The 19,052-nt window shown below is 59.3% G+C and carries 19 protein-coding genes; 9 read left to right on the forward strand and 10 right to left on the reverse strand.

The annotated features are described in order from the left end of the window. Positions 1 to 30 precede the first annotated feature (30 nt). Positions 31 to 1,458, reverse strand: coding sequence for a di-heme oxidoredictase family protein (locus RYC18_RS02495; RefSeq protein ID WP_316882764.1), 1,428 nt, complete (start codon positions 1,456 to 1,458; stop codon positions 31 to 33). Between the two features lie 206 nt (positions 1,459 to 1,664). Here RYC18_RS02495 and RYC18_RS02500 point away from each other — a divergent pair, with 206 nt between their 5' ends. Further along, complete coding sequence (locus RYC18_RS02500; RefSeq protein WP_316882766.1) at positions 1,665 to 2,294, forward strand: pyridoxamine 5'-phosphate oxidase family protein; 630 nt, start codon at positions 1,665 to 1,667, stop codon at positions 2,292 to 2,294. Between the two features lie 124 nt (positions 2,295 to 2,418). On the opposite strand, the gene RYC18_RS02505 is transcribed toward RYC18_RS02500, so the two are convergent. The 4 genes from RYC18_RS02505 to RYC18_RS02520 form a co-directional block, all read right to left on the reverse strand. Next, positions 2,419 to 3,777, reverse strand: coding sequence for an imelysin family protein (locus RYC18_RS02505; protein WP_046832737.1), 1,359 nt, complete (start codon positions 3,775 to 3,777; stop codon positions 2,419 to 2,421). A gap of 169 nt (positions 3,778 to 3,946) precedes the next feature. After that, positions 3,947 to 5,998, reverse strand: a complete 2,052-nt coding sequence (locus RYC18_RS02510; protein WP_117140073.1) for a putative bifunctional diguanylate cyclase/phosphodiesterase — start codon at positions 5,996 to 5,998, stop codon at positions 3,947 to 3,949. A gap of 388 nt (positions 5,999 to 6,386) precedes the next feature. Then, positions 6,387 to 6,968 carry a superoxide dismutase [Fe] gene (gene sodB, locus RYC18_RS02515; RefSeq protein ID WP_003313497.1) on the reverse strand — a complete coding sequence of 194 codons (582 nt, stop codon included), beginning with the start codon at positions 6,966 to 6,968 and terminating at the stop codon, positions 6,387 to 6,389. 192 nt (positions 6,969 to 7,160) lie between these two features. Continuing rightward, positions 7,161 to 7,763 carry a LysE/ArgO family amino acid transporter gene (locus RYC18_RS02520; RefSeq protein WP_005779032.1) on the reverse strand — a complete coding sequence of 201 codons (603 nt, stop codon included), beginning with the start codon at positions 7,761 to 7,763 and terminating at the stop codon, positions 7,161 to 7,163. Positions 7,764 to 7,857: 94 nt separating this feature from the next. On the opposite strand from RYC18_RS02520, the gene RYC18_RS02525 reads away from it, so the two are divergent. The 4 genes from RYC18_RS02525 to RYC18_RS02540 all read left to right on the forward strand — a co-directional run bounded on the left by RYC18_RS02525 (position 7,858) and on the right by RYC18_RS02540 (position 11,668). Then, complete coding sequence (locus tag RYC18_RS02525; RefSeq protein ID WP_005779034.1) at positions 7,858 to 8,757, forward strand: LysR family transcriptional regulator ArgP; 900 nt, start codon at positions 7,858 to 7,860, stop codon at positions 8,755 to 8,757. 74 nt (positions 8,758 to 8,831) lie between these two features. After that, on the forward strand, positions 8,832 to 9,824 hold the full coding sequence (locus RYC18_RS02530) for an NAD-dependent epimerase/dehydratase family protein (protein WP_004656428.1): 993 nt from the start codon (positions 8,832 to 8,834) through the stop codon (positions 9,822 to 9,824). Positions 9,825 to 9,908: 84 nt separating this feature from the next. After that, the gene (locus RYC18_RS02535) at positions 9,909 to 10,760 is read left to right on the forward strand and encodes an ATPase (protein ID WP_004656426.1); all 852 of its coding nucleotides are present in this window, start codon (positions 9,909 to 9,911) and stop codon (positions 10,758 to 10,760) included. 164 nt (positions 10,761 to 10,924) lie between these two features. Then, positions 10,925 to 11,668, forward strand: coding sequence for a hypothetical protein (locus RYC18_RS02540; RefSeq protein ID WP_316884155.1), 744 nt, complete (start codon positions 10,925 to 10,927; stop codon positions 11,666 to 11,668). A gap of 71 nt (positions 11,669 to 11,739) precedes the next feature. Here RYC18_RS02540 and RYC18_RS02545 read toward each other — a convergent pair whose 3' ends face one another. The 3 genes from RYC18_RS02545 to RYC18_RS02555 are packed head-to-tail and all read right to left on the reverse strand — an operon-like array spanning position 11,740 to position 14,320. Then, positions 11,740 to 12,789, reverse strand: a complete 1,050-nt coding sequence (locus tag RYC18_RS02545; RefSeq protein ID WP_225231533.1) for an alkene reductase — start codon at positions 12,787 to 12,789, stop codon at positions 11,740 to 11,742. A 21-nt stretch (positions 12,790 to 12,810) separates the two neighbouring features. Continuing rightward, positions 12,811 to 13,977 (reverse strand): MFS transporter, encoded by a 1,167-nt coding sequence (locus RYC18_RS02550; RefSeq protein ID WP_005734688.1) that lies wholly within the window; start codon positions 13,975 to 13,977, stop codon positions 12,811 to 12,813. Between the two features lie 28 nt (positions 13,978 to 14,005). After that, positions 14,006 to 14,320, reverse strand: a complete 315-nt coding sequence (locus RYC18_RS02555; RefSeq protein ID WP_002554999.1) for an ArsR/SmtB family transcription factor — start codon at positions 14,318 to 14,320, stop codon at positions 14,006 to 14,008. Positions 14,321 to 14,484: 164 nt separating this feature from the next. Between RYC18_RS02555 and RYC18_RS02560 the strand changes: the two genes are divergently transcribed. After that, complete coding sequence (locus tag RYC18_RS02560) at positions 14,485 to 15,084, forward strand: ACP phosphodiesterase (protein WP_005741002.1); 600 nt, start codon at positions 14,485 to 14,487, stop codon at positions 15,082 to 15,084. On the opposite strand, the gene RYC18_RS02565 is transcribed toward RYC18_RS02560, so the two are convergent. Then, positions 15,042 to 15,878 (reverse strand): lysophospholipid acyltransferase family protein, encoded by an 837-nt coding sequence (locus RYC18_RS02565; protein WP_004656418.1) that lies wholly within the window; start codon positions 15,876 to 15,878, stop codon positions 15,042 to 15,044. The genes RYC18_RS02560 and RYC18_RS02565 overlap by 43 nt on opposite strands. Further along, a complete protein-coding gene (gene olsB / locus RYC18_RS02570; RefSeq protein ID WP_005741003.1) occupies positions 15,878 to 16,633 on the reverse strand; it encodes an L-ornithine N(alpha)-acyltransferase in 756 nt (251 codons plus the stop codon). The genes RYC18_RS02565 and olsB overlap by 1 nt, the downstream gene beginning before the upstream one ends. Positions 16,634 to 16,946: 313 nt before the next feature. On the opposite strand from olsB, the gene RYC18_RS02575 reads away from it, so the two are divergent. From RYC18_RS02575 to RYC18_RS02585, 3 genes are all read left to right on the forward strand, one after another. Then, on the forward strand, positions 16,947 to 18,053 hold the full coding sequence (locus RYC18_RS02575; RefSeq protein ID WP_316882785.1) for a serine hydrolase: 1,107 nt from the start codon (positions 16,947 to 16,949) through the stop codon (positions 18,051 to 18,053). Further along, a complete protein-coding gene (locus RYC18_RS02580; protein ID WP_016981206.1) occupies positions 18,050 to 18,388 on the forward strand; it encodes a hypothetical protein in 339 nt (112 codons plus the stop codon). The genes RYC18_RS02575 and RYC18_RS02580 overlap by 4 nt, the downstream gene beginning before the upstream one ends. 81 nt (positions 18,389 to 18,469) lie before the next feature. Continuing rightward, on the forward strand, positions 18,470 to 19,051 hold the full coding sequence (locus tag RYC18_RS02585; RefSeq protein ID WP_011169403.1) for a YceI family protein: 582 nt from the start codon (positions 18,470 to 18,472) through the stop codon (positions 19,049 to 19,051). The last annotated feature ends 1 nt before the right edge of the window (position 19,052 follow it).

The raw sequence follows: 19,052 nt of genomic DNA on the forward strand, positions 1-19,052 counted from the left end.
TTGAACGAGACGATTCTGGAATGGGAGCAATCATAACGAATTCAGAAACGCCAACAGCGCTTCACGCTGTTGCGCGTCAAATGCAAGAACCTGCCGCTGCGCTGCCTGGGCTTCGCCGCCATGCCACAGTATCGCCTCAAGTACATTGCGGGCGCGACCATCGTGCAACAGTTGGGTGTGCCCGCTCACCGTGCCGGTCAGGCCAAGCCCCCACAGTGGGGGCGTGCGCCACTCGCGGCCAGTGGCCTGGAACTCGGTACGGTTGTCGGCCAGCCCTTCGCCCATGTCGTGCAGCAGCAAATCGCTGTACGGGCGAATCTCCTGATTGGCCAGCTCAGGCTCGGCGGCGTCGCTACGGGTCTTGAACGAGGGCGTGTGGCATTGCTGACAGCCCGCCTCAAAAAACAGATTCTTGCCCGCCAGCACTTGCGGGTCATCGACCTTGCGGCGTGCCGGAACCCCCAGGTTGCGTGTGTAGAACTCCACCAGACGCAGGATGTTGTCGCTGACCTCCGGCTCGCCGTTCGGGCCATTACCGTTGGGCGCTGCCAGGCAGTCGGTCTGGGCTGGCGTGCAGTCATCAAAGCGGCGCAGGCTGGTGGTCAGCCCCATGTCGCCGGAAAAAGCGTGCACGTTCTGCTGATTCAGGTTGGGTTGCCCGGCTTTCCAGCCGAATCGGCCCATGACGACTTTTTGCTGTGCATCGTCCCAGACCCAGTTTGGGCGTCCCGATATGCCATCGGCGTTCTTGTCATCCGGGTCGGCATTGGCAAGAATTGCTTCATCGGCAATCGCCTCAAGCAACCCCAGCCCGATCATCGGCGGGGCTATGCGCGCCGAGATGTGGGTATCGGGGTGCATCGGTCCGTAACCCAACTGGGTGATTCGGAGGGTCGGCTGGCGCAGCTCGACTGAGGTGCCATCGCGAAACTCGACCGCCAGCGCATCGTACTCGACCCGCACCTTGCCCTCGGGGGCCACGCCGGGGTTCGACATGTCCTGCAACTGCCCACCGTAAGTCGGCTCAGGCAGCACGCCATTGCGCTGCACAAGATCGGCGTAGGCCGGGTCATCAGGAATCGACAGCCTGACCAGCATCGACACGGCGTTGCTGTCGCCAGTTTCTGGCGGATGACCACGACCGTCCTTGATGTGGCAGTTCTGGCAAGCGTTGGTGTTGAACAACGGCCCAAGCCCGTCGCGAGCGGTCGTGGTCGATGGCGCAATCACCCACGGACTGCGGAAAAAACTGTTGCCGACACTGAAGTCCAGCCGCCGCACGGGCGACAAGTTGGCCGAGGGCATGGAAAAGGCATTCTGATCGCTCTTCCTGACCGTCGCACTGCCTCCGGACAAGGCTTCTCCCGGCTCGGCATGAGTGAAACGCGGGGCGTCATCGCATGCACTCACGGCCAGAGTCGTAAGCAAGGCGAGGGATAGACGGAGCCGCGTACTCATACACATCCTGCAACGAGGCGAAAATCGGGGCGTGCAAGCTTATCAGCCTCGTGCGGTTTGAATAAGAGGGATTATCGTTTGCCCGCTCTGACGTAATGCGTTGTTACGAATCTCTGAGGCTGGTCCGGTCCCGGCATTTTTGCCTATGCTGCACATGTCGAAGCTGACAGCACACACAGACAACATGCCCAGCAGAGGCCACATCAATGGATAACCCGGAAAACAGCGCGCTCGTGACCACAATCGAGACGCTGGAAGCGCTCTATGGCCCGATTGCTCCTCCTTCCATGATCAAGGAAGTTGACCATATTCACGCGGTCTACCGGCCCTTCATCGAGTCGGCACCCTTTGTTGTGCTGGCCTCTGCCGGGTCTGATGGCCTTGATGCGTCTCCGCGTGGCGATCAGGCGGGCTTCGTGTATATCGAGGACAGCAAGACGCTTTATCTGCCTGACCGGCGCGGCAACAACCGCATCGATACCCTGCGCAATATCATCAGCGACCCACGCGTCGCGTTGCTGTTCCTCATCCCTGGCGTGGGCGAGACCTTGCGGGTCAACGGAACAGCGCAGATATCGGTTCAGCCCGAACTGTTGTCGCGTTTTGAGGTGAACGGCCAACTGCCCAGGTCAGTGCTGCGCATCTCCGTGACCAGCGTGTACTTCCAATGCAGCAGGGCAACCATCAGGTCCGGTTTATGGGATGCAACCCGGCACATCGAACGCAGCACGCTGCCGACTGCCGGGCAAATACTAAAAGCGGTTTCGGCCGAGCAGATCGACGGTGACGCCTATGACAAGGCTTTGCCGGGACGCATCGCGGATACGTTGTATTGAAGCTCCGGGAACTCGCTTCTGTAATGGTCAGCGCTCAGCAGTTGAAAGCAACGCATATCGGTCAGGCATAAAAATGCCGGTCAGCGAACTGACCGGCATTGGTTGTTACCGCAAACAGTATCTGTCAGAACTCGTGATCAGCGTTGTCCGGGTTCAGGTCGGTGATGCCGAGCTTGCCAGCGGCCTGTTCGATAGCCCCCGTCTGTTTGACCAGCGCAGCAATGGCGTCACGCACCACTTGATTGCCTGCCGTGTTGCCGGCAGCGATCAACTGGTCGAAGTGCTCACCCTTGTTGGCGTGATCAACGATGACCTGTAGCTTGGCCTGGGTGTCGTCCAGATCGGCGCGCAAGGTGGCGTCGGTGGCAGGGTCTACCTTGGCAACCAGAGACGAAAGGCTCGGGCCGCTGACTTTGCTGCCATCGGTGCGCGTGTATTCGCCCAGGTAAACGTTGCGAATACCCTTGCCGTTGTAGAAGTGCGAGTTGTGCGTGTTGTCGCTGAAGCAGTCGTGTTCGTCTTCGCTGGAGTTGGCTTCCAGCGCGACTTTCATACGCTCGCCCGCCAGTTCACCCAGCGACAGGCTGCCCATGCCGAAGAGCATTTTGCGCAGACCGCTTTCGCCGGATTCGGCTTCCAGCGTGGCGCGGTAGTTGTCGGCAACGCCGGCCTTCCAGTTGCCAGACATTTCTTCCAGATCGCTGACCAGCAGATCGGTAACAGCTTTGAGGTAGGCGCGGCGGCGGTCGTTGTGGCCGCCGGTCGCACCGGCGCCTTCAAGGTAGTCACTGGCTGGACGAGCCCCGGCACCAGGGCCGGTGCCGTTCAGGTCCTGGCCCCACAGCAGAAATTCAATGGCGTGGTAGCCGGTAGCAACGTTCGCTTCGGAACCGCCCAGCTCGTTCAGGCTGGCGAGTTTTTCGGAGGTGATCTCCTTCACGTCGACCTTGTCTTCGCCGACCTGAATTTCGGTGTTGGCGATGATATTGGCAGTCGCGCCCGGGTTGCCCAGCGCGTGCTGGTAATCCTTGGCGACATAGTCGATCAGGCCTTCGTCCAGGGGCCAGGCGTTAACCTGTCCTTCCCAGTCGTCGATGATGGTGTTGCCGAAGCGGAAAACCTCGCTCTGCATGTAAGGCACACGCGCAGCTACCCACGCATCCCGTGCGGCTTTCAAAGTTTCATCGTTGGGTTTTGCCAGGAATGCGTCGACGACGGTGCTCAGTTTTTTCGCACCAGTTTCGGCGTCGTCGAACACCGCAGACACCATGTTGGCGTAATTCGCGACCACAGCCTTGGCCGCCGCGTCGTCAGTCTGGGCGGCTGCGGCCGGAGCAGGGGCAGCAGGCGTCGCCGCGGGAGTCGCAGGAGCAGCGGCTGGCGCGGGTGCCGGGGCGGCAGCCTTGTCCTTGCCTTCGCCACAACCGGCGAGAGAGATAGCGATGGCCAACAGACTAGCGGTTGCCAGAGGCATACGAATCATGACGGAATCCTGCGTCGATAAAGTTGATGGCGGGGTGCGCCCAGAAAATCTGCGACATGATGCGAAAGATTTGCATTCGATGTAAAGGCAAAACGCCTTTGCGGTCGTGTTCAGGTATTCAGCAGGTTGTAACAGTCGGTTTCAAGATGGCTCGAAAGAGCACTGCCGTTCAAAGGCTGGCGGCGTTACGCTCTCTCGACTGTTTCAGGTAGGCCAGCAATTCCCGACCGGGCAGCGGCTTGCTGTACAGGTAGCCCTGGCCTTCGTGACAGCCCTGAGTGACGATATAGGCTTCCTGCTCTAGCGTCTCCACACCCTCGGCGATGACCTGCATGCCAAGGCTTTTACCCAGCTGGATAATGGCCCGCACGATGGTGGCGTCATCGTCGTCGTCAATCAGGTCCTGAACGAAACTCCGGTCGATCTTGATCTTGTCCAGCGGCAGGCTTTTCAGGTAACTCAGCGACGAGTAACCGGTACCGAAATCATCAATGGCGATCAAGGCGCCGGAGCGTCGCAGGCTCAGCAGGTGCTGGGCGGCGGTGTTGATATCTTCCATCAGGCCGGTTTCGGTCACTTCCAGTTCCAGGCTGCGCGGTGGCAGGCGGTAGATCTGCAACAGGTTGTTGACCACGCGCGGCAGTTCCGCGTGATGCAGTTGTACGGTCGACAGGTTGACCGCCATGCGCAAGTCGGTGAAGCCCTGATCAAGCCATTCGCGTAACTGGCGGCAGGCCTGATCAAGCACCCATTCGCCGATGGCGATGATGGTGCCATTCTGCTCGGCCAACGGGATGAATACATCCGGCGGCACCAGACCATGCTCTGGATGTTGCCAGCGGATCAGGGCTTCCACGCCAACGATGCGGTGATCGCGATAGCTGATCTGCGGCTGATAGACCAGGTACAACTGATTGCCCGGCAAGGCTTCGCGCAGATCTTTTTCGAGTTCACGACGGCGGCGCATTTCGCTGTCGACGCTGGCGATGTAGAACTGATACCGGTTACGCGAGCGGGCTTTGGCCAGCGTCATGGTCTGTTCAGCTTTTTGCAGCAGTTTCTCGGTGTTGTCGCCGTCTTCGGGAAATAGCGTGATGCCAATGGTCGCTCGTAAGCGGATCTGCTGTTCACCGACTATAAACGGGGCCTCCAGCTCATCCAGAATATTCTGCGCCAGCTCTGCTGCCTCATAGGGTTGCTCGATTTTGGCCTGCACCAGTGCAAACTGATCGCCGCCCAATCGCGCCAGAGCGCCGAGTCGCCCGCTGTGGGCGCGCAGCCGGTCAGCCAGCGCGAGTAACAGTTGATCGCCTGCCTGATAGCTGAACTGTTCGTTAATACCTTTGAAGTCATCCAGGCCAACGCAGAGAATCGCGACCCGGTGCTGCTGACGCCCCGCATCTTCGAGAATTCTGTCCAGACCGATCTGCAACTGAAGCCGGTTGGGCAGGCCGGTCAGGAAATCGTATTGCGCCATGCGCTGCAGATTGTTCTCCGCCTCGTGGCGCAGATAAGTGTGGCGCTCGATGGAGGCCAGCAGCTGGTTGGCGGTATTGACCCAAATCCCCAGTTCGTTTTTCTCGTGGCCTTTGAGCAATGGCAATTGGTGTTCGCTGGGGCGGTCGGGGTTGATCGCGATCAGATGTTCGATGATTTTCGACAGTGGCCTGGTCAGCAACCAGTGATAGACCAAGTACAACACCAGCCCCATTGCCAATGCACGCAATACACCAGCGATGAAGATGATTGCGGCATTGACCAGAAAGCTTTCGCCGTAATTGGCAGTGTCCAGCGTGATACGCAGGTCGCCGTAATACTCGCTGTAGGGGCTGCGACCGACCAGTTGCGTGGTGAAGCTGCGCTCCTGGCCGAGGATAAGGTCTGTCAGCCAGCGGGTTGGAGAGCTTTTCAGCGGGCGGTCTTTTTCTGCGAGCAGGCTTTCGTTGGGGTGTCCTATCGATGCCCTGCGTACCGCGTCGTCCTGAAACAGGCCTTCGATGACCTGCATGCCCATTTCGCGGTCCAGGCTGTAAACGGCCTGCGTGGAGGGATCGCGGAACATTCCGAGAATTCGTTCGGCATCGTTCGCCACGGCCTGACGCGTCTTGTAGGCGTCGAAAACGATTTGCGCACAGCTTAGTACGACGCCTACCAGCAGCGCCGAAAGCAGTACGACGCGCAGCAACTTTACCGAAAGGCTATTCTTGAGTTCCAGCTTCAATGGCCGTTCCTTAGTTCGTGTCGGAGGACATATCGCCCTATGACCCTCGAAAAGCCAGATCCGACCGTCGTGACGTGGTCAGAAACGGTGCGTCTGGCTGATCTTCGCGTTCCTTGCACCTACTGGCCCAAGCCACCTGAGTGTGTCGGGTGGCCAGGTGGGTAACTTGAGCAGAACACTGTAAAGAATTACGTCGTGATGCGAGTCAGCTAGCGTTTTCTGACAATACACAAAGTAACAGCGACAGGCGAAAAAACATTTGCTGTTCACCTGACTGGCAGGTCGAAGTCTGACGCCGTTTATTAAACACGAATCTGGAAAGACTACAGGTATAAACCTGGAGCATAAAAAACCCGGCGCGAGGCCGGGTTTTTCGATGAGGCTGGAATCAGGCTGCGAATTGCTTGGCCACGAAGTCCCAGTTCACCAGGTTCCAGAACGCTTCTACGTACTTAGGACGCAGATTGCGGTAGTCGATGTAGTAGGCGTGTTCCCACACATCGCAGGTCAGCAGCGGGGTGTCGCCGCTGGTCAGCGGGTTGCCGGCACCGATGGTGCTGGCCAGAGCCAGAGAGCCATCAGCCTTCTTCACCAGCCAGCCCCAGCCGGAGCCGAAAGTGCCGATGGAAGTCTTGCTGAACTCTTCCTTGAACTTGTCGAAGGAACCGAACGCCTTGTTGATGGCTTCGGCCAGAGCGCCGGTAGGCTCGCCGCCAGCGTTAGGGGCCAGGCAGTTCCAGTAGAACGTGTGGTTCCAGACCTGAGCGGCGTTGTTGAAGATACCGCCCGAGGAGGTCTTGATGATTTCTTCCAGGGTCTTACCTTCGAACTCGGTGCCTGGCACCAGGTTGTTCAGGTTCACGACGTAGGTGTTGTGGTGCTTGTCGTGGTGATATTCCAGAGTCTCCGCAGAAATGTGCGGCACCAGAGCGTCTTTGGCGTAGGGCAGTGGCGGCAATTCAAAAGCCATGGTTTATCTCCTTTCAGGTCAATTGCGGTAATCGCACGGCCGATCACGGGCGGCCAGATACAGCATGCACCGGGAGTTTTACTCTTTTGCGGCGCAGACCCCGGATCATAGCACCGGGTCTGCGGCTTAACCACGCAACAACTGTGTGGGATAGAGGTTCCAACGCGTTTGACCTGGAGGTCATGAAACCCGTCAGGCTGAGCGGATCAACTGAAAGGCCACGCTGAACATCATCACGGCGATCATCACGTCCAGCATGCGCCATGTGGCGGGGCGGGCCAGCCAGGGCGCGAGCCATGCCGCACCTAGTGCCAGGCTTGAGAACCACAGCAGCGAGGCGCTGGCAGCACCGGCCACGTACGCCCCCGGCACGTCCTGTTGTGCCCCGAGCGAGCCAATCAGCAGTACGGTGTCCAGATACACGTGCGGGTTCAGCAAGGTAACGGCCAGCGCACTAAGCAACACCGTGCGCAGCGATCTTTTGCCAACGGCTGCGCTGTGTTCAAGGCTTTGCCGCGAGCACGCGCGCCGCAGTGCCTGCAGGCCATACCAGCTCAGGAATATCACACCGCCCCAACGCGCTACCGCCAGCAATGTCGGGTTTTGTGTGAGCACATTGGCCAGTCCGAAGACGCCTGCCGCTACCAGAATGGCGTCGCACACAATGCACAGCAACGCCACGGGCACGTGATGTTCACGGCGCAGGCCCTGAGCGAGTACAAAAGCGTTCTGAGTACCGATAGCCATGATCAGGCCTGCCGCGATCAGCAGGCCATTAAGGTAGCTTTGCCACATAAAGACGTTCCATTGAGCAGATTCAGATGGCGATTCTTATGCGTTGAGCGCTATAAGGAAAACAAATAATACTCATCGCTCATTAGGAAAACTGATGTTCGACTACAAATTGTTATCTGCATTGGCGGCTGTGATCGAGCAAGCCGGTTTCGAGCGTGCCGCTCAGGTGCTGGGGCTGTCTCAATCTGCGGTTTCGCAGCGCATCAAATTGCTGGAGGCACGCATTGGTCTGCCGGTGCTGGTGCGCGCGACGCCACCGAGCCCGACCGACATCGGACGCCGCCTGCTCAATCATGTACAGCAGGTCCGTTTGCTGGAGCGCGACTTGCAGAGTCAGGTGCCGGCGCTGGATGAAGAGGGCATGCCCGAGCGTCTGCGAATCGCCTTGAATGCCGACAGTCTGGCGACCTGGTGGGCACCGGCCATCGGCGCGTTTTGCACGCAACACCGGCTGTTGCTGGATCTGGTTGTCGAAGATCAGGACGTAGGGCTCAAGCGCATGCGTGCAGGCGAGGTCGCGGCCTGCCTGTGTGGCAGCGAGCGTCCGGTGGCCGGGGCGCGCAGCCAGTTGCTGGGGGCCATGCGCTATCGGGCGCTGGCCAGTCCCGCGTTCATCGCCCGCCATTTTCCGGACGGTGTCAGCCCGGCAAATCTGGCCAGATCGGCAGCACTGGTGTACGGGCCGGACGACCTTCTGCAGCATCGTTATCTGGCACTTCTTGGCGTTCAGGACGGCTTCGAGCATCATTTGTGCCCGTCGTCCGAAGGTTTCATACGTATGATCGAGGCCGGGATGGGCTGGGGCCTGGCGCCCGAGTTGCAGGTGCGCGACCAGTTGCGCAGCGGCACTCTGCTTGAATTGCTGCCGGAGCGCTGCATCGATGTGCCGTTGTACTGGCACCATTGGCGCAATGGCGGACAGCTCTTGACGCAGCTTACCGAACATCTTGCGCAACATTCGGCCGATTGGCTGGTGCCGCTGAGCGAGGAATGATCGTCAACATGATCATGTGTAATCCATGCAGGCAGGGTTTTCCCTTTTCTGCAGATGCGTTAACGGAGCGGTAAATGAAGATTCTGGTCACCGGCGCGAGCGGCTTCATCGGCGGACGCTTTGCGCGTTTTGCCCTTGAGCAGGGCATGAGCGTGCGGATCAATGGCCGTCGTGCCGAAGGTGTCGAGCACCTGGTCAGGCGTGGCGCCGAGTTCATCCAGGGCGACCTCGCTGACCCTTATCTGGTGCGGGCGCTGTGCGATGACGTGGAAGCGGTGGTGCACTGCGCAGGCTCCGTCGGCCTGTGGGGACGCCGCCAGGATTTCATGCAGGGCAACGTGCAGCTTACCGAAAACATCGTCGAGGGCTGCCTGAAACAAAGGGTGCGAAGGTTGGTTCATCTTTCGTCGCCCTCGATCTACTTTGATGGCAAATCGCACCGCGGCATCAAGGAAGAGCAGGTGCCCAAGCGTTTCCATAATCACTATGCGGCGACCAAATACCTGGCCGAGCAAAAGGTCTTTGGTGCCGAAGAGTTCGGTCTGGAAGTGATCGCCCTGCGGCCGCGCTTCGTCACTGGCGCGGGCGACAACAGTATTTTCCCGCGTTTGCTGCACATGCAGCGCAAGAAGCGTCTGTCGATTGTCGGCAACGGTTTGAACGTGGTGGATTTCACCAGCATGCACAACCTCAACGAAGCCATGCTGAGCAGCTTGCTGGCAACCGGCTCGGCGCTGGGCAAGGCCTACAACATCAGCAACGGCACGCCGGTCCCGCTGTGGGACGCAATCAATTATGTTATGCGCCAGATGCATCTGCCTCAAGTCACCCGTTATCGTTCATACGGACTGGCCTACAGTGCCGCAGCAATCAACGAGGGTGCCTGCCTGCTGTGGCCGGGCCGACCTGAACCTACCCTGTCAAGAATGGGCATGCAGGTCATGAACAGGGATTTTACGCTTGATATCAGCCGCGCCAGGCATTATCTGGATTATCAGCCTCAGGTCAGCCTGTGGACAGCGCTGGATGAATTCTGTGGCTGGTGGCAGGCACAGCACGCAATCTGAATGCGGTAGTGGCACAGTGAGATTGGTTACGCGCTGTTGTTATACTGCCCGACTTTGGTTTAACAGCTTCCTGAAGGGTTATTCATGCGCAACGATCCATACGACGACGTCGATGACGTTCCCAGCCTGAGCGCCAAGGACGACGATGACGACTTCGCGCCGGGCAATGGTGCACGCGAACGCACCACGGTCTATTCGCGTACCACACCGGTGGTCAAGGTAAAGGGCCCGAGCACCGGACCGCTATGGGCGTTGGTCGGCGCGCTGTTCATTGCCTTTTGCGGTCTGGGCTGGTGGAGCTTTCAGCAGGTCTCCCTCATGGAACAGCAATTGGTGGCCACTCAGGAGAGCTTTGCGCGCATCAGCGAAGAAGCGGCGGGACGCCTGCAGGATATTTCCGGCAAAGTCGTTGCGACCGAGGCGCTGTCCAGCGATGGCGAGGCGCTCAAGCAGCGCATCAAGCTGCTGGAAGCGCAACTGGAAGATCAGGACAAACAGCGCGAGGGCGTTGAAGGCCAGCAGGGCAGTCTCGACAAGCGCCTGGAGCAGATGGCCGCGCAAACCGCCCAGCAGCACAGTGAAAGCGCGCAGTTGCAGGAGCAGCTCAAAAGCGTCGTCGCTGAGCTGACCACGCTGAAAGCCGCGCTGCCCGATCTGAAAACCGCACAGGCCGATCAGGGCAAGCTGGATGCGCAAATCAAAAGCGTGGCAGCCGATGTTGCGACATTGAAGAAACAGGGCAACCCGTCGGCCGCTGTCGAGCGCCTGGAGCAGGACCTGATGGTCCTCAAAAGCGAACAGGAAAACCGCCCGGCCCCTTCAGCAGAGGCCAATACTGCGGAGTTCGACGCGTTTCGTGCTCAGGTCACCCGCAATATCAATACCCTCACCAGCCAGATCCAGAATCTGTCGCAACAGCTCAACGCGCGTCGTTGAAGGCAAGACTTGCCGGCGGCTGTCCATAGCAGATAGCCGCTGGCAAATTTCCTGACATTTTTTTGTACTCGTTAAATAGATATGTACTTGCCAATAGAAGGAAGGCTTACGCTTGCCTGGCTGTTAACTAAATTGGAGTTTCAACAATGAATGGAATCAATGAGATGTACACCGATGCCCCGCAAGAAACGACCGAAAATTACATCCCGGCTGAAGACTCAGACCAGGGAGTAGACGAAGTTTCCAGGACGCCGTTGCCCACTTACGCCGACGTACCGGATTATCCGGAAGATTTGGTACGCCAGCAGGTCAAGCCACCGGTGAAGTTCAAACCGCCTGTAAAGCCACCTGTCAAACCGCCTGTAAAGCCGCCTGTAAAACCTCCGGTCAAGGGGGCGGGTCCGGTGAAGCCGCCCGTGAGACCGCCCGTGAAATCCCCGGTCAAGGTGAAAAAGCCAGTGAGGCCACCTGTCAAGCCGCCCGTCAAACCTGTTATCAAACCACCCGTTGCGCAAAAGTTAACGCCGGCCCCTGAGGCACCTTCGCGCCTGGACAAGCTGCTGGCAGTCATAAGCACGGTCACCGGTGTTTTACAACTGGTCCACCCGCTAAACAGTGTCTTCAACCCCGATGGTACGGTCAGTTATCCGAATGGAAGTGTTGCGGCGGCAGATGGCCAGTCCTTGAAGCACACGGATGGCACTGTTCAACACCTGGATGGCACCACCGTGCATGCCGACGGTTCGGTCGAGCACCCCGGCGGCGATGTTCAACACAAGGACGGGACCTGGGTTATGGCAGATGGCTCTGTCAGCTACCCCGACGGTCGCTGGAAGTTACCGGACGGAACTATCACTGATGCCGAAGGCAATGTGCTAGGTACAGTCGGGCCTGAGGCTAAGCTGTAACAGTAATAAGTACGGGCGATAAAAAACCCCGGCTCTTGCGAGTCAGGGTTTTTTGCTGTTGCAGCGCCGTGTTACAGGCGTGGGTAGTCGATATAGCCGACCGGCCCTTTGCCGTAGAACGTTTCGGGATGCGCTTCATTCAGAGGCGCATCGCTGGCCAGACGCTCAGGCAGGTCCGGGTTGGCAATATAAGGCACACCAAATGCGATAGCGTCGGCCTTGCCTTCTGCCAGCCAGGTATTTGCGGTGTCCTTGGTGAATTTTTCATTGGCGATGTAGATGCCGCCGAAATCCTTCTTCAACTGCGGGCCGAGGCTGTCTTCGGCGTCACGCTCACGGGCACAGATGAACGCGATACCGCGCTTGCCAAGCTCTTTGGCCACGTAGCTGAAGGTTTCAGTGCGGTTAGCATCGCTCATGTCGTGCATGTCGAAGCGAGGCGAAAGGTGTACGCCTACGCGACCAGCGCCCCACACCTCAATGACCGCATCAGTCACTTCCAGCAGCAGACGAGCACGGTTTTCTACCGAACCGCCGTACTCGTCAGTGCGCTGGTTGGAGCCGGTCAGCAGGAACTGTTCCAGCAGGTAGCCGTTGGCACCGTGTACTTCCACGCCGTCGAAGCCCGCAGCCTTGGCGTTTTCCGCACCGACGCGATAGGCCTCGACGATGTCACCGATTTCTGCCAGTTCCAGCGCGCGCGGGGTCGGTAGCGGGGTGATCGGGCGCATCAGGCTGACGTGGCCTTCAGCTGCGATAGCGCTAGGGGCCACCGGAGTTTCGCCGTTCAGGTACGCCGGGTGGGAGATGCGGCCAACGTGCCACAGCTGCAGCACAATCCGGCCACCAGCGGTATGCACGGCCTTGGTGATGTTGCTCCAGCCGCGTACTTGGTCGTTGGACCAGATGCCGGGTGTGTCCGGGTAACCAACACCCATCGGCGTGACCGATGTGGCTTCAGTCAGGATCAGGCCTGCAGAAGCACGCTGCACGTAATACTCGGACATCAATGCATTGGGTACGCGACCTTCGTCGGCGCGGCAGCGCGTCAGTGGCGCCATGATGATGCGGTTTGGCAGTTGCAGATCGCCAATGGTGATCGGGTCAAAGATAGTCGTCATGTGTCGAATCCTCGTGATTGATCAATGTGTAGCAGGTGCCAGATCGGGGTTGCCGGTCTGACGAAAAGTAATCAGTGTGATCAGCAGCGCGAGCACTGCCAGCATGGCAGCGGCCAGCGGTACGCTGGTCAGGCCCAGGCCGTGGGCGATGACGCTGCCACCGACCCAGGCACCAAGCGCGTTGCCCACGTTGAAAGCGCCGATGTTCAGGGTTGAAACCAGGTTGGGCGCGGCTTTGCCGAAGGTCACCACGTTGATCTGCAGAGCCGGGACGGCGGCAAAGGCAGCGACCGCCCAGAGGAACAGGGTGATTTCAGTCGGGATCAGCGCGGCGCTGGTCCAGCTGAGAGCGGTTGAGATCACCGCCATCGAGACGAACACGGCAATCAGCGTGGATGACACACGGCGGTCGGCCATCTTGCCGCCAATCACGTTACCTGCGGTCAGGCCCAGGCCTATCAACAGCAGGGTCCAGGTCACGCCCTTGGGCGATACGCCGGTGACTTCGCCGAGCAGCGGGGCAATGTAGGTGAACAGGGTGAACATGGACGCTGAAAACAGCGCGGTCATGGTCAGCGACAGCCAGATACCGGCACCTTTCAGTGCGGCCAGTTCGGCGCGCATGTCGAGTTTTTCTTCATTGCGGTTGGTCGGCAGAAAGCGGATCAGGCCGATCAGTGCAATCACGCCGATGACTGTTACCGCCCAGAAGGTCGAGCGCCAGCCTGCGTATTGACCCAATGCAGTACCCAAAGGCACGCCCAGCACGTTGGCCAGGGTCAGACCGGTGAACATCAACGCTACTGCCGAAGCGCGGCGATTGGCAGGCACCAGCCCTGCAGCAACTACCGAACCGATGCCGAAGAACGCACCATGACACAGCGCTGTAACCACGCGGGCGAACATCAATACGTTGTAGTCACTGGCCAGTGCGCAGAGCAGGTTGCCGATGATGAAAATGCCCATCAACGTGACCAGCGCAGCCTTGCGCGGCAGTTTTGCCGTGGCCATGGCCATGAACGGCGCGCCGACGGCCACGCCCAGCGCATAGCCGGTGACCAGCCAGCCTGCGCCGGGGATAGATACACCAAGGTCAGCCGCCACATCGGGCAGCAGGCCCATGATGACGAATTCGGTGGTGCCGATGGCAAAGGCGCTCAGGGCCAGAATAAGTAGCGAAAGAGGCACGGGGCAGCTCCTGGTAAACGTTGGAAAATCAGGTCGGGTTGTTCAGCTCTTCAACCAGCGCCTGAACGAATGCCTGTATGACTTCTTCGTTGCGTCTGAAGAAATGCCATTGGCCAACCTTCTTGCTGCTGATCAGGCCAGCGCGTTGCAAGGTCGCCAGATGGGCCGAGACAGTGGATTGGGACAATCCTGCACGCTGATCGATCTGTCCGGCGCACACGCCGTGTTCAATCGAGTATTGCTGAGCAGGAAAGCTCGCGCGGGGGTCCTTCAACCAGGTCAGGATTTCTCGGCGGACCGGATGGGCCAGGGCTTTTATTATGTCGTCGAGGTCGATAGGCATGTCGTTCTCACAGGCGGTGTAGCGATATATCGCGATAGGACGAACCTTATATCTGTATTTCGCGATATACAAATATGATTTTGTGCTTAGGACTGGCAAAATCGCTATATCGGGTTATATCGATATATAGACCTCGGCCTTGAAAGCGGCGTAGGCTTGCAGGCATGAACTATCTGGCACATCTTCATCTTGGCGGGCATCGGCCTGCTCAATTGCTTGGCAGCCTGTATGGCGACTTCGTCAAAGGTCCGCTGTCGGGACGTTTTCCTGCAGAGCTTGAAGCGGCCATTCGGCTGCATCGCAGCATTGACGCTTTCACTGACAGCCACCCGCTGATCAAGGCTTCCATTGCCCGCTTTCCATCCCAGCGGCGACGCTATGCAGGCATTATGCTCGACGTCTTTTTCGATCATTGTCTGGCTCGCGACTGGCATCGCTATGCCGATCTGCCGCTGGACGTATTCACTGGCAAAGTCTATGGCACGCTGGCCGCCGAGCCGCAATTGCCCGAGCGGCTCGCATTGATCGCGCCGCGCATGGCCGCGCAGGACTGGCTGGGTTCGTATCGGGATTTCGAGGTGCTGGGGCAGGTGCTGAGCGGGATATCGCGACGCTTGTCACGGCCCGAAGGGCTGGCAGGCGGCATGCAGGAACTGCAGGCGCTTTACCAGCCCTTGAGTGCGGATTTCGCCGAGTTCTATCCGCTATTGGAGGATTTTGCTCAGGCTGCCCTGGCCGAGCGCGAAGCCACTTCGCTCGGCTGAGCAGGCTCGCCGGATACTTGTTTACCGATCACTGACTCCCCCGTGACAGGTTCACCGAACAGCGCCACCTGAACGGCTTGCTGGGCCTTGAACGCCAGTGCAGCGCGTTCCTGATCCGCCGTCGGAATCGGGGTCAGCAGGTGAATGTGCACATCGCTCTGCTCATTGGCGAACAACCGGCGCAAATGGGACAGCAAATCGTCGTCGCCAATGAACGGGGCAATCGGGTCCGGTTTGCCGTCGCGCGAGTAACCGATGGCCACTGGCTGGATCGGCACGCCGGCTTCAATGGCACTGGACAGCAGACGGCCGTGGAAGGTGCGCAGGCTTCTGCCATCGGTGGTGGTGCCTTCCGGGAAGATCAGCAGTGCGTTGCCTTGTTGCAGGTGATTGCACATCTGCTTTTGAATCAGACGGCTGTCGCCCGACCCGCGACGAATGAACAGCGTACCAGCCTTCAGTGCCAGCCAGCCCGCTACCGGCCAGGTCCGGACTTCGGCCTTCGACAGAAACGACAGCGGTGCCAGCATGCCCAGCAGTGCAATGTCGGTCCACGACACATGGTTACTGACCCACAGCATTGGCTGGGTTGGCAACTGACCTGTCACGGTGACGCGAAACGGCAGGGCATTGGTCAGGCGCGCCATGAACCAACGGCTCCAGCGCTGCCTGCGCTCCATCGACCCACCGATTCTGGTGCGTTCCAGAACCGCGAACGTTCCGGCAATCGTCAAGCCGAGCGCCACGACCAGCAGCACCCGGACTACGCGGGCATAGCCGCGTGCCCGGCTCATCACACGGCCGCCTTGAAGTGGCGGGCGTAACGCGGGCACAAGTCGTCGCGCTTGAGCAGGATGAAGACGTCGGCCACCTGGAAATCTTCGTCCCAGCAAGGTTCGCCGCAGATCTTGGCGCCCAGGCGCATGTAAGCCTTGAGCAGTGGCGGCATCTCGCAGATCACATTGCTCGGGATATCGAGCGTCGGCAGCGGGTTTTTCGGCTCGGCGCGCAAGTGCTCGTTGCACAGGTAGCGTTCGCGCAGGCGTTGCATGATCGCGTGCGCCTGAATGCCGCCGTCGTGCATCGGGATGCTCGCGCAGCCCATCAGGTAGCTGTAGCCGCCTTCGTTCAGCACCTCGGCCAGCTCGCTCCACAACACCGCGATGGTGCCACCGTTGCGGTAGGCCGGGTCTACGCAGGTACGTCCCAGTTCAAGAATCGGACCCTGCAGATGAACCAGACCGTGCAGGCTGAATTCTTCTTCACTGTAGAAACGCCCCAGCGTGCTGGCAGCCTTGTGGTCGAGCAGCCGGGTAGTGGCAACCAGACGCCCGGTGTTCAGGTCACGCACACCAATGTGCGAGCAATGAACATCGTAATCGTCGATATCCAGGCCTTGTTCAGCGCCGTTGAGACGGGCGTTGAACTCTTCGCTGAACACACTGAAACGCAACGCCTGTGCTTCCTGCAGGGCGCGCGCTCCAATCAGGCGCTCGGCCTGAAGACGACGTTCAGAAGTGTTGTCACGAATGCGGGCGATCTGGGTCATACGAATCTCCATGAGCCAGCCATGCAGAGTTTGGCTGGTTGACTGATTTGTCCAGGCGCTTTGCCGTACTTGCAGGCTAGGGAGATGGCGTGTCATGCCTGTGAAACTTTGGTGATGGTTGTGTGACGGGCAACGCTGTGGGCATTTCCAGGCTGGTGGAGCGGGAGGAGCGAGCGGCGTACGAAGGACCACTATCGTGCCCATGCTCCGCGTGGGTATGCCGTTCTGGACGCTCTGCGTCCTGTCCCGGGGTAATGGCTGACTGTCACGAAGCCCTGATACGGTATGCGGATTACTCTGTAGAGGCTCTGTCATGCCGCGTAGATCTTTCCGCCTGTGTCTGGTTTTGATCCTGGGCTTCAGTGCCCAGGGCGTCGTTGCTCAAACATGGCCGACAGAGCAATGGTCATCTCAGCCTGCGCCGCGATCTGCGGCAATCGAAGAACTCGAGGCCTACGCCTTCCCGCCCCGTGACGACGCCACACGCAAGGGCATTCGCACCGATGCGCTGCTGGTGATTCGTGATGGCGAAGTTGTGTATGAGCGCTACGGCGGTGTGACCACAGCGCAAACCGCGCACCTGACCTGGTCGATCAGCAAGAGCGTGATGGCGACAGTGCTGGGCGTGGCGTTTACCGACGGGCGCTTTCAACTCAATGATCCAGTGGCGAAGTTCTACCCGCCGTTCAAGGCGCACCCCGATATCGCCATCAAAGACCTGATGCACTGGGCTTCGGGGCTGAATTGGCAGGAAGATTACGAATATGCACCGCTTAACTCTTCCGTAGTCGCCATGCTCTACACCCGTGGGCGTGACGACATGGCGCGCTTCACCGCCGAGCACCGCGCAGCCAAATCCCCCGGCAAGGCGTACCTGTATTCCAGCGGCGACAGCACGGTTCTGGCTGCTGCGTTGAAAAATATCGTCGGGCCACAGGCGTATGCGGATTATCCGTGGACCGCACTGTTTGACCCGCTTGGCATCCGCAGTGCCGTCTGGGAAACCGATGGCGTGGGTACATTTGTAGGGTCGTCCTATGCCTACATGACCGCCCGCGACCTGGCACGCATCGGCTTGCTGATGCAGCGCGGCGGGCAATGGCAGGCTCGGCAGTTGCTCAACAAGGAATGGATGAACTTCGTGCTGACGCCGTTTGCAGGCGAGCAGATAGATGCCAACGTCGAAGTCCCTGGCGGCCAATGGTGGCTCAATCGAACTGCCGATGGCGGCAGGGGGCCGTGGCCCGATGCGCCCCCTGATACCTTTTCCGCACTGGGCCATTGGGGGCAGGCGCTGTACGTGATCCCCGACCGGAAGCTGGTGATCGTGCGCTATGCCGATGACCGCGACGGTACTTACGACCACAATCAGATGATCAAGCGCATACAGGCAGCCTTTGGCAAGGAGGGTGGGCAATGAGCAGTCGCCGAATGTTCATCCTGCGTCGACCCTTCAGCAGCCTGCTGTTGCTGATCCTTGCTGCGCTCGCGGTACTTGCCTGGCAGTACCGCGTGAACCTGCAGGCATTCCCCACCATCATCAGTGCCTACACCGCCAAGGAATACTGCTCGTGCAGGTACGTCATGAACAACCCCGAGGCGTATTGCCTGGGCTACGTCAAACAGTACGTGCCCAGCGCGCTGATCGACGACAGCAGCCAGAAAAAGGTCATTGCCAACGGGCTTGGACGAACCAGCAGTGCGTCGTGGCAGGGTGAGCGACAAGGCTGCCGACTGTTGCCATCCGAGCCTTGATGGATTACTGCCGAACGTCGTGGTTTGCCAGAGGTCAGACAGGCGGATAAGGTGGCCCTCAATTGCACGTCTGGAGTCTGCATGCTCACTATGAATCGCCTGCTGCTGGTCATGCTGGCCGCAGTGGCGTTACCTGCCCATGCGAACTGGTATCTGGATAACGAGTCGTCGCGGCTCTCGTTCACGTCAACCAAAAATGCCGATATTGCCGAGGTGCATCGCTTCCTCGTGCTGCATGGCAAGGTCGACCCCAAAGGGCTGGCTGAGGTGGAAGTCGAAACGGAGTCCATTAGCACCGGTATTCCCCTGCGTGACGAGCGCCTGCGGGAGCAGGTGTTTCAGGTACACAAGTTTCCCGTTGCGCAGATCAATGCCCAGCTCGACATGCGCCCCATCAATAACCTTGCCCCCGGCGCGCAACTGGAATTGCGTTTACCACTGACCGTCAGCCTGCGCGGCAAGAGTCACAGCTATAACGCCGAACTGCTGGCGACGCGCCTCGACGAGCGCCGCTTTCAGGTTGTGACGCTCGAACCGCTGGTGATTCATGCTCAGGACTTCGATATGGTTTCGGACTTCAATGCCCTGCGCAACGCGGCAGGCTTGTCGGCGGTCAGTCTGTCAGTCCCGGTCGGGGCTGTCCTGATCTTCACGGCGCGCTGAT

It is taken from the genome of Pseudomonas syringae group sp. 247E2 (genome assembly GCF_032587795.1).
GTDB lineage: Bacteria > Pseudomonadota > Gammaproteobacteria > Pseudomonadales > Pseudomonadaceae > Aquipseudomonas > Aquipseudomonas amygdali.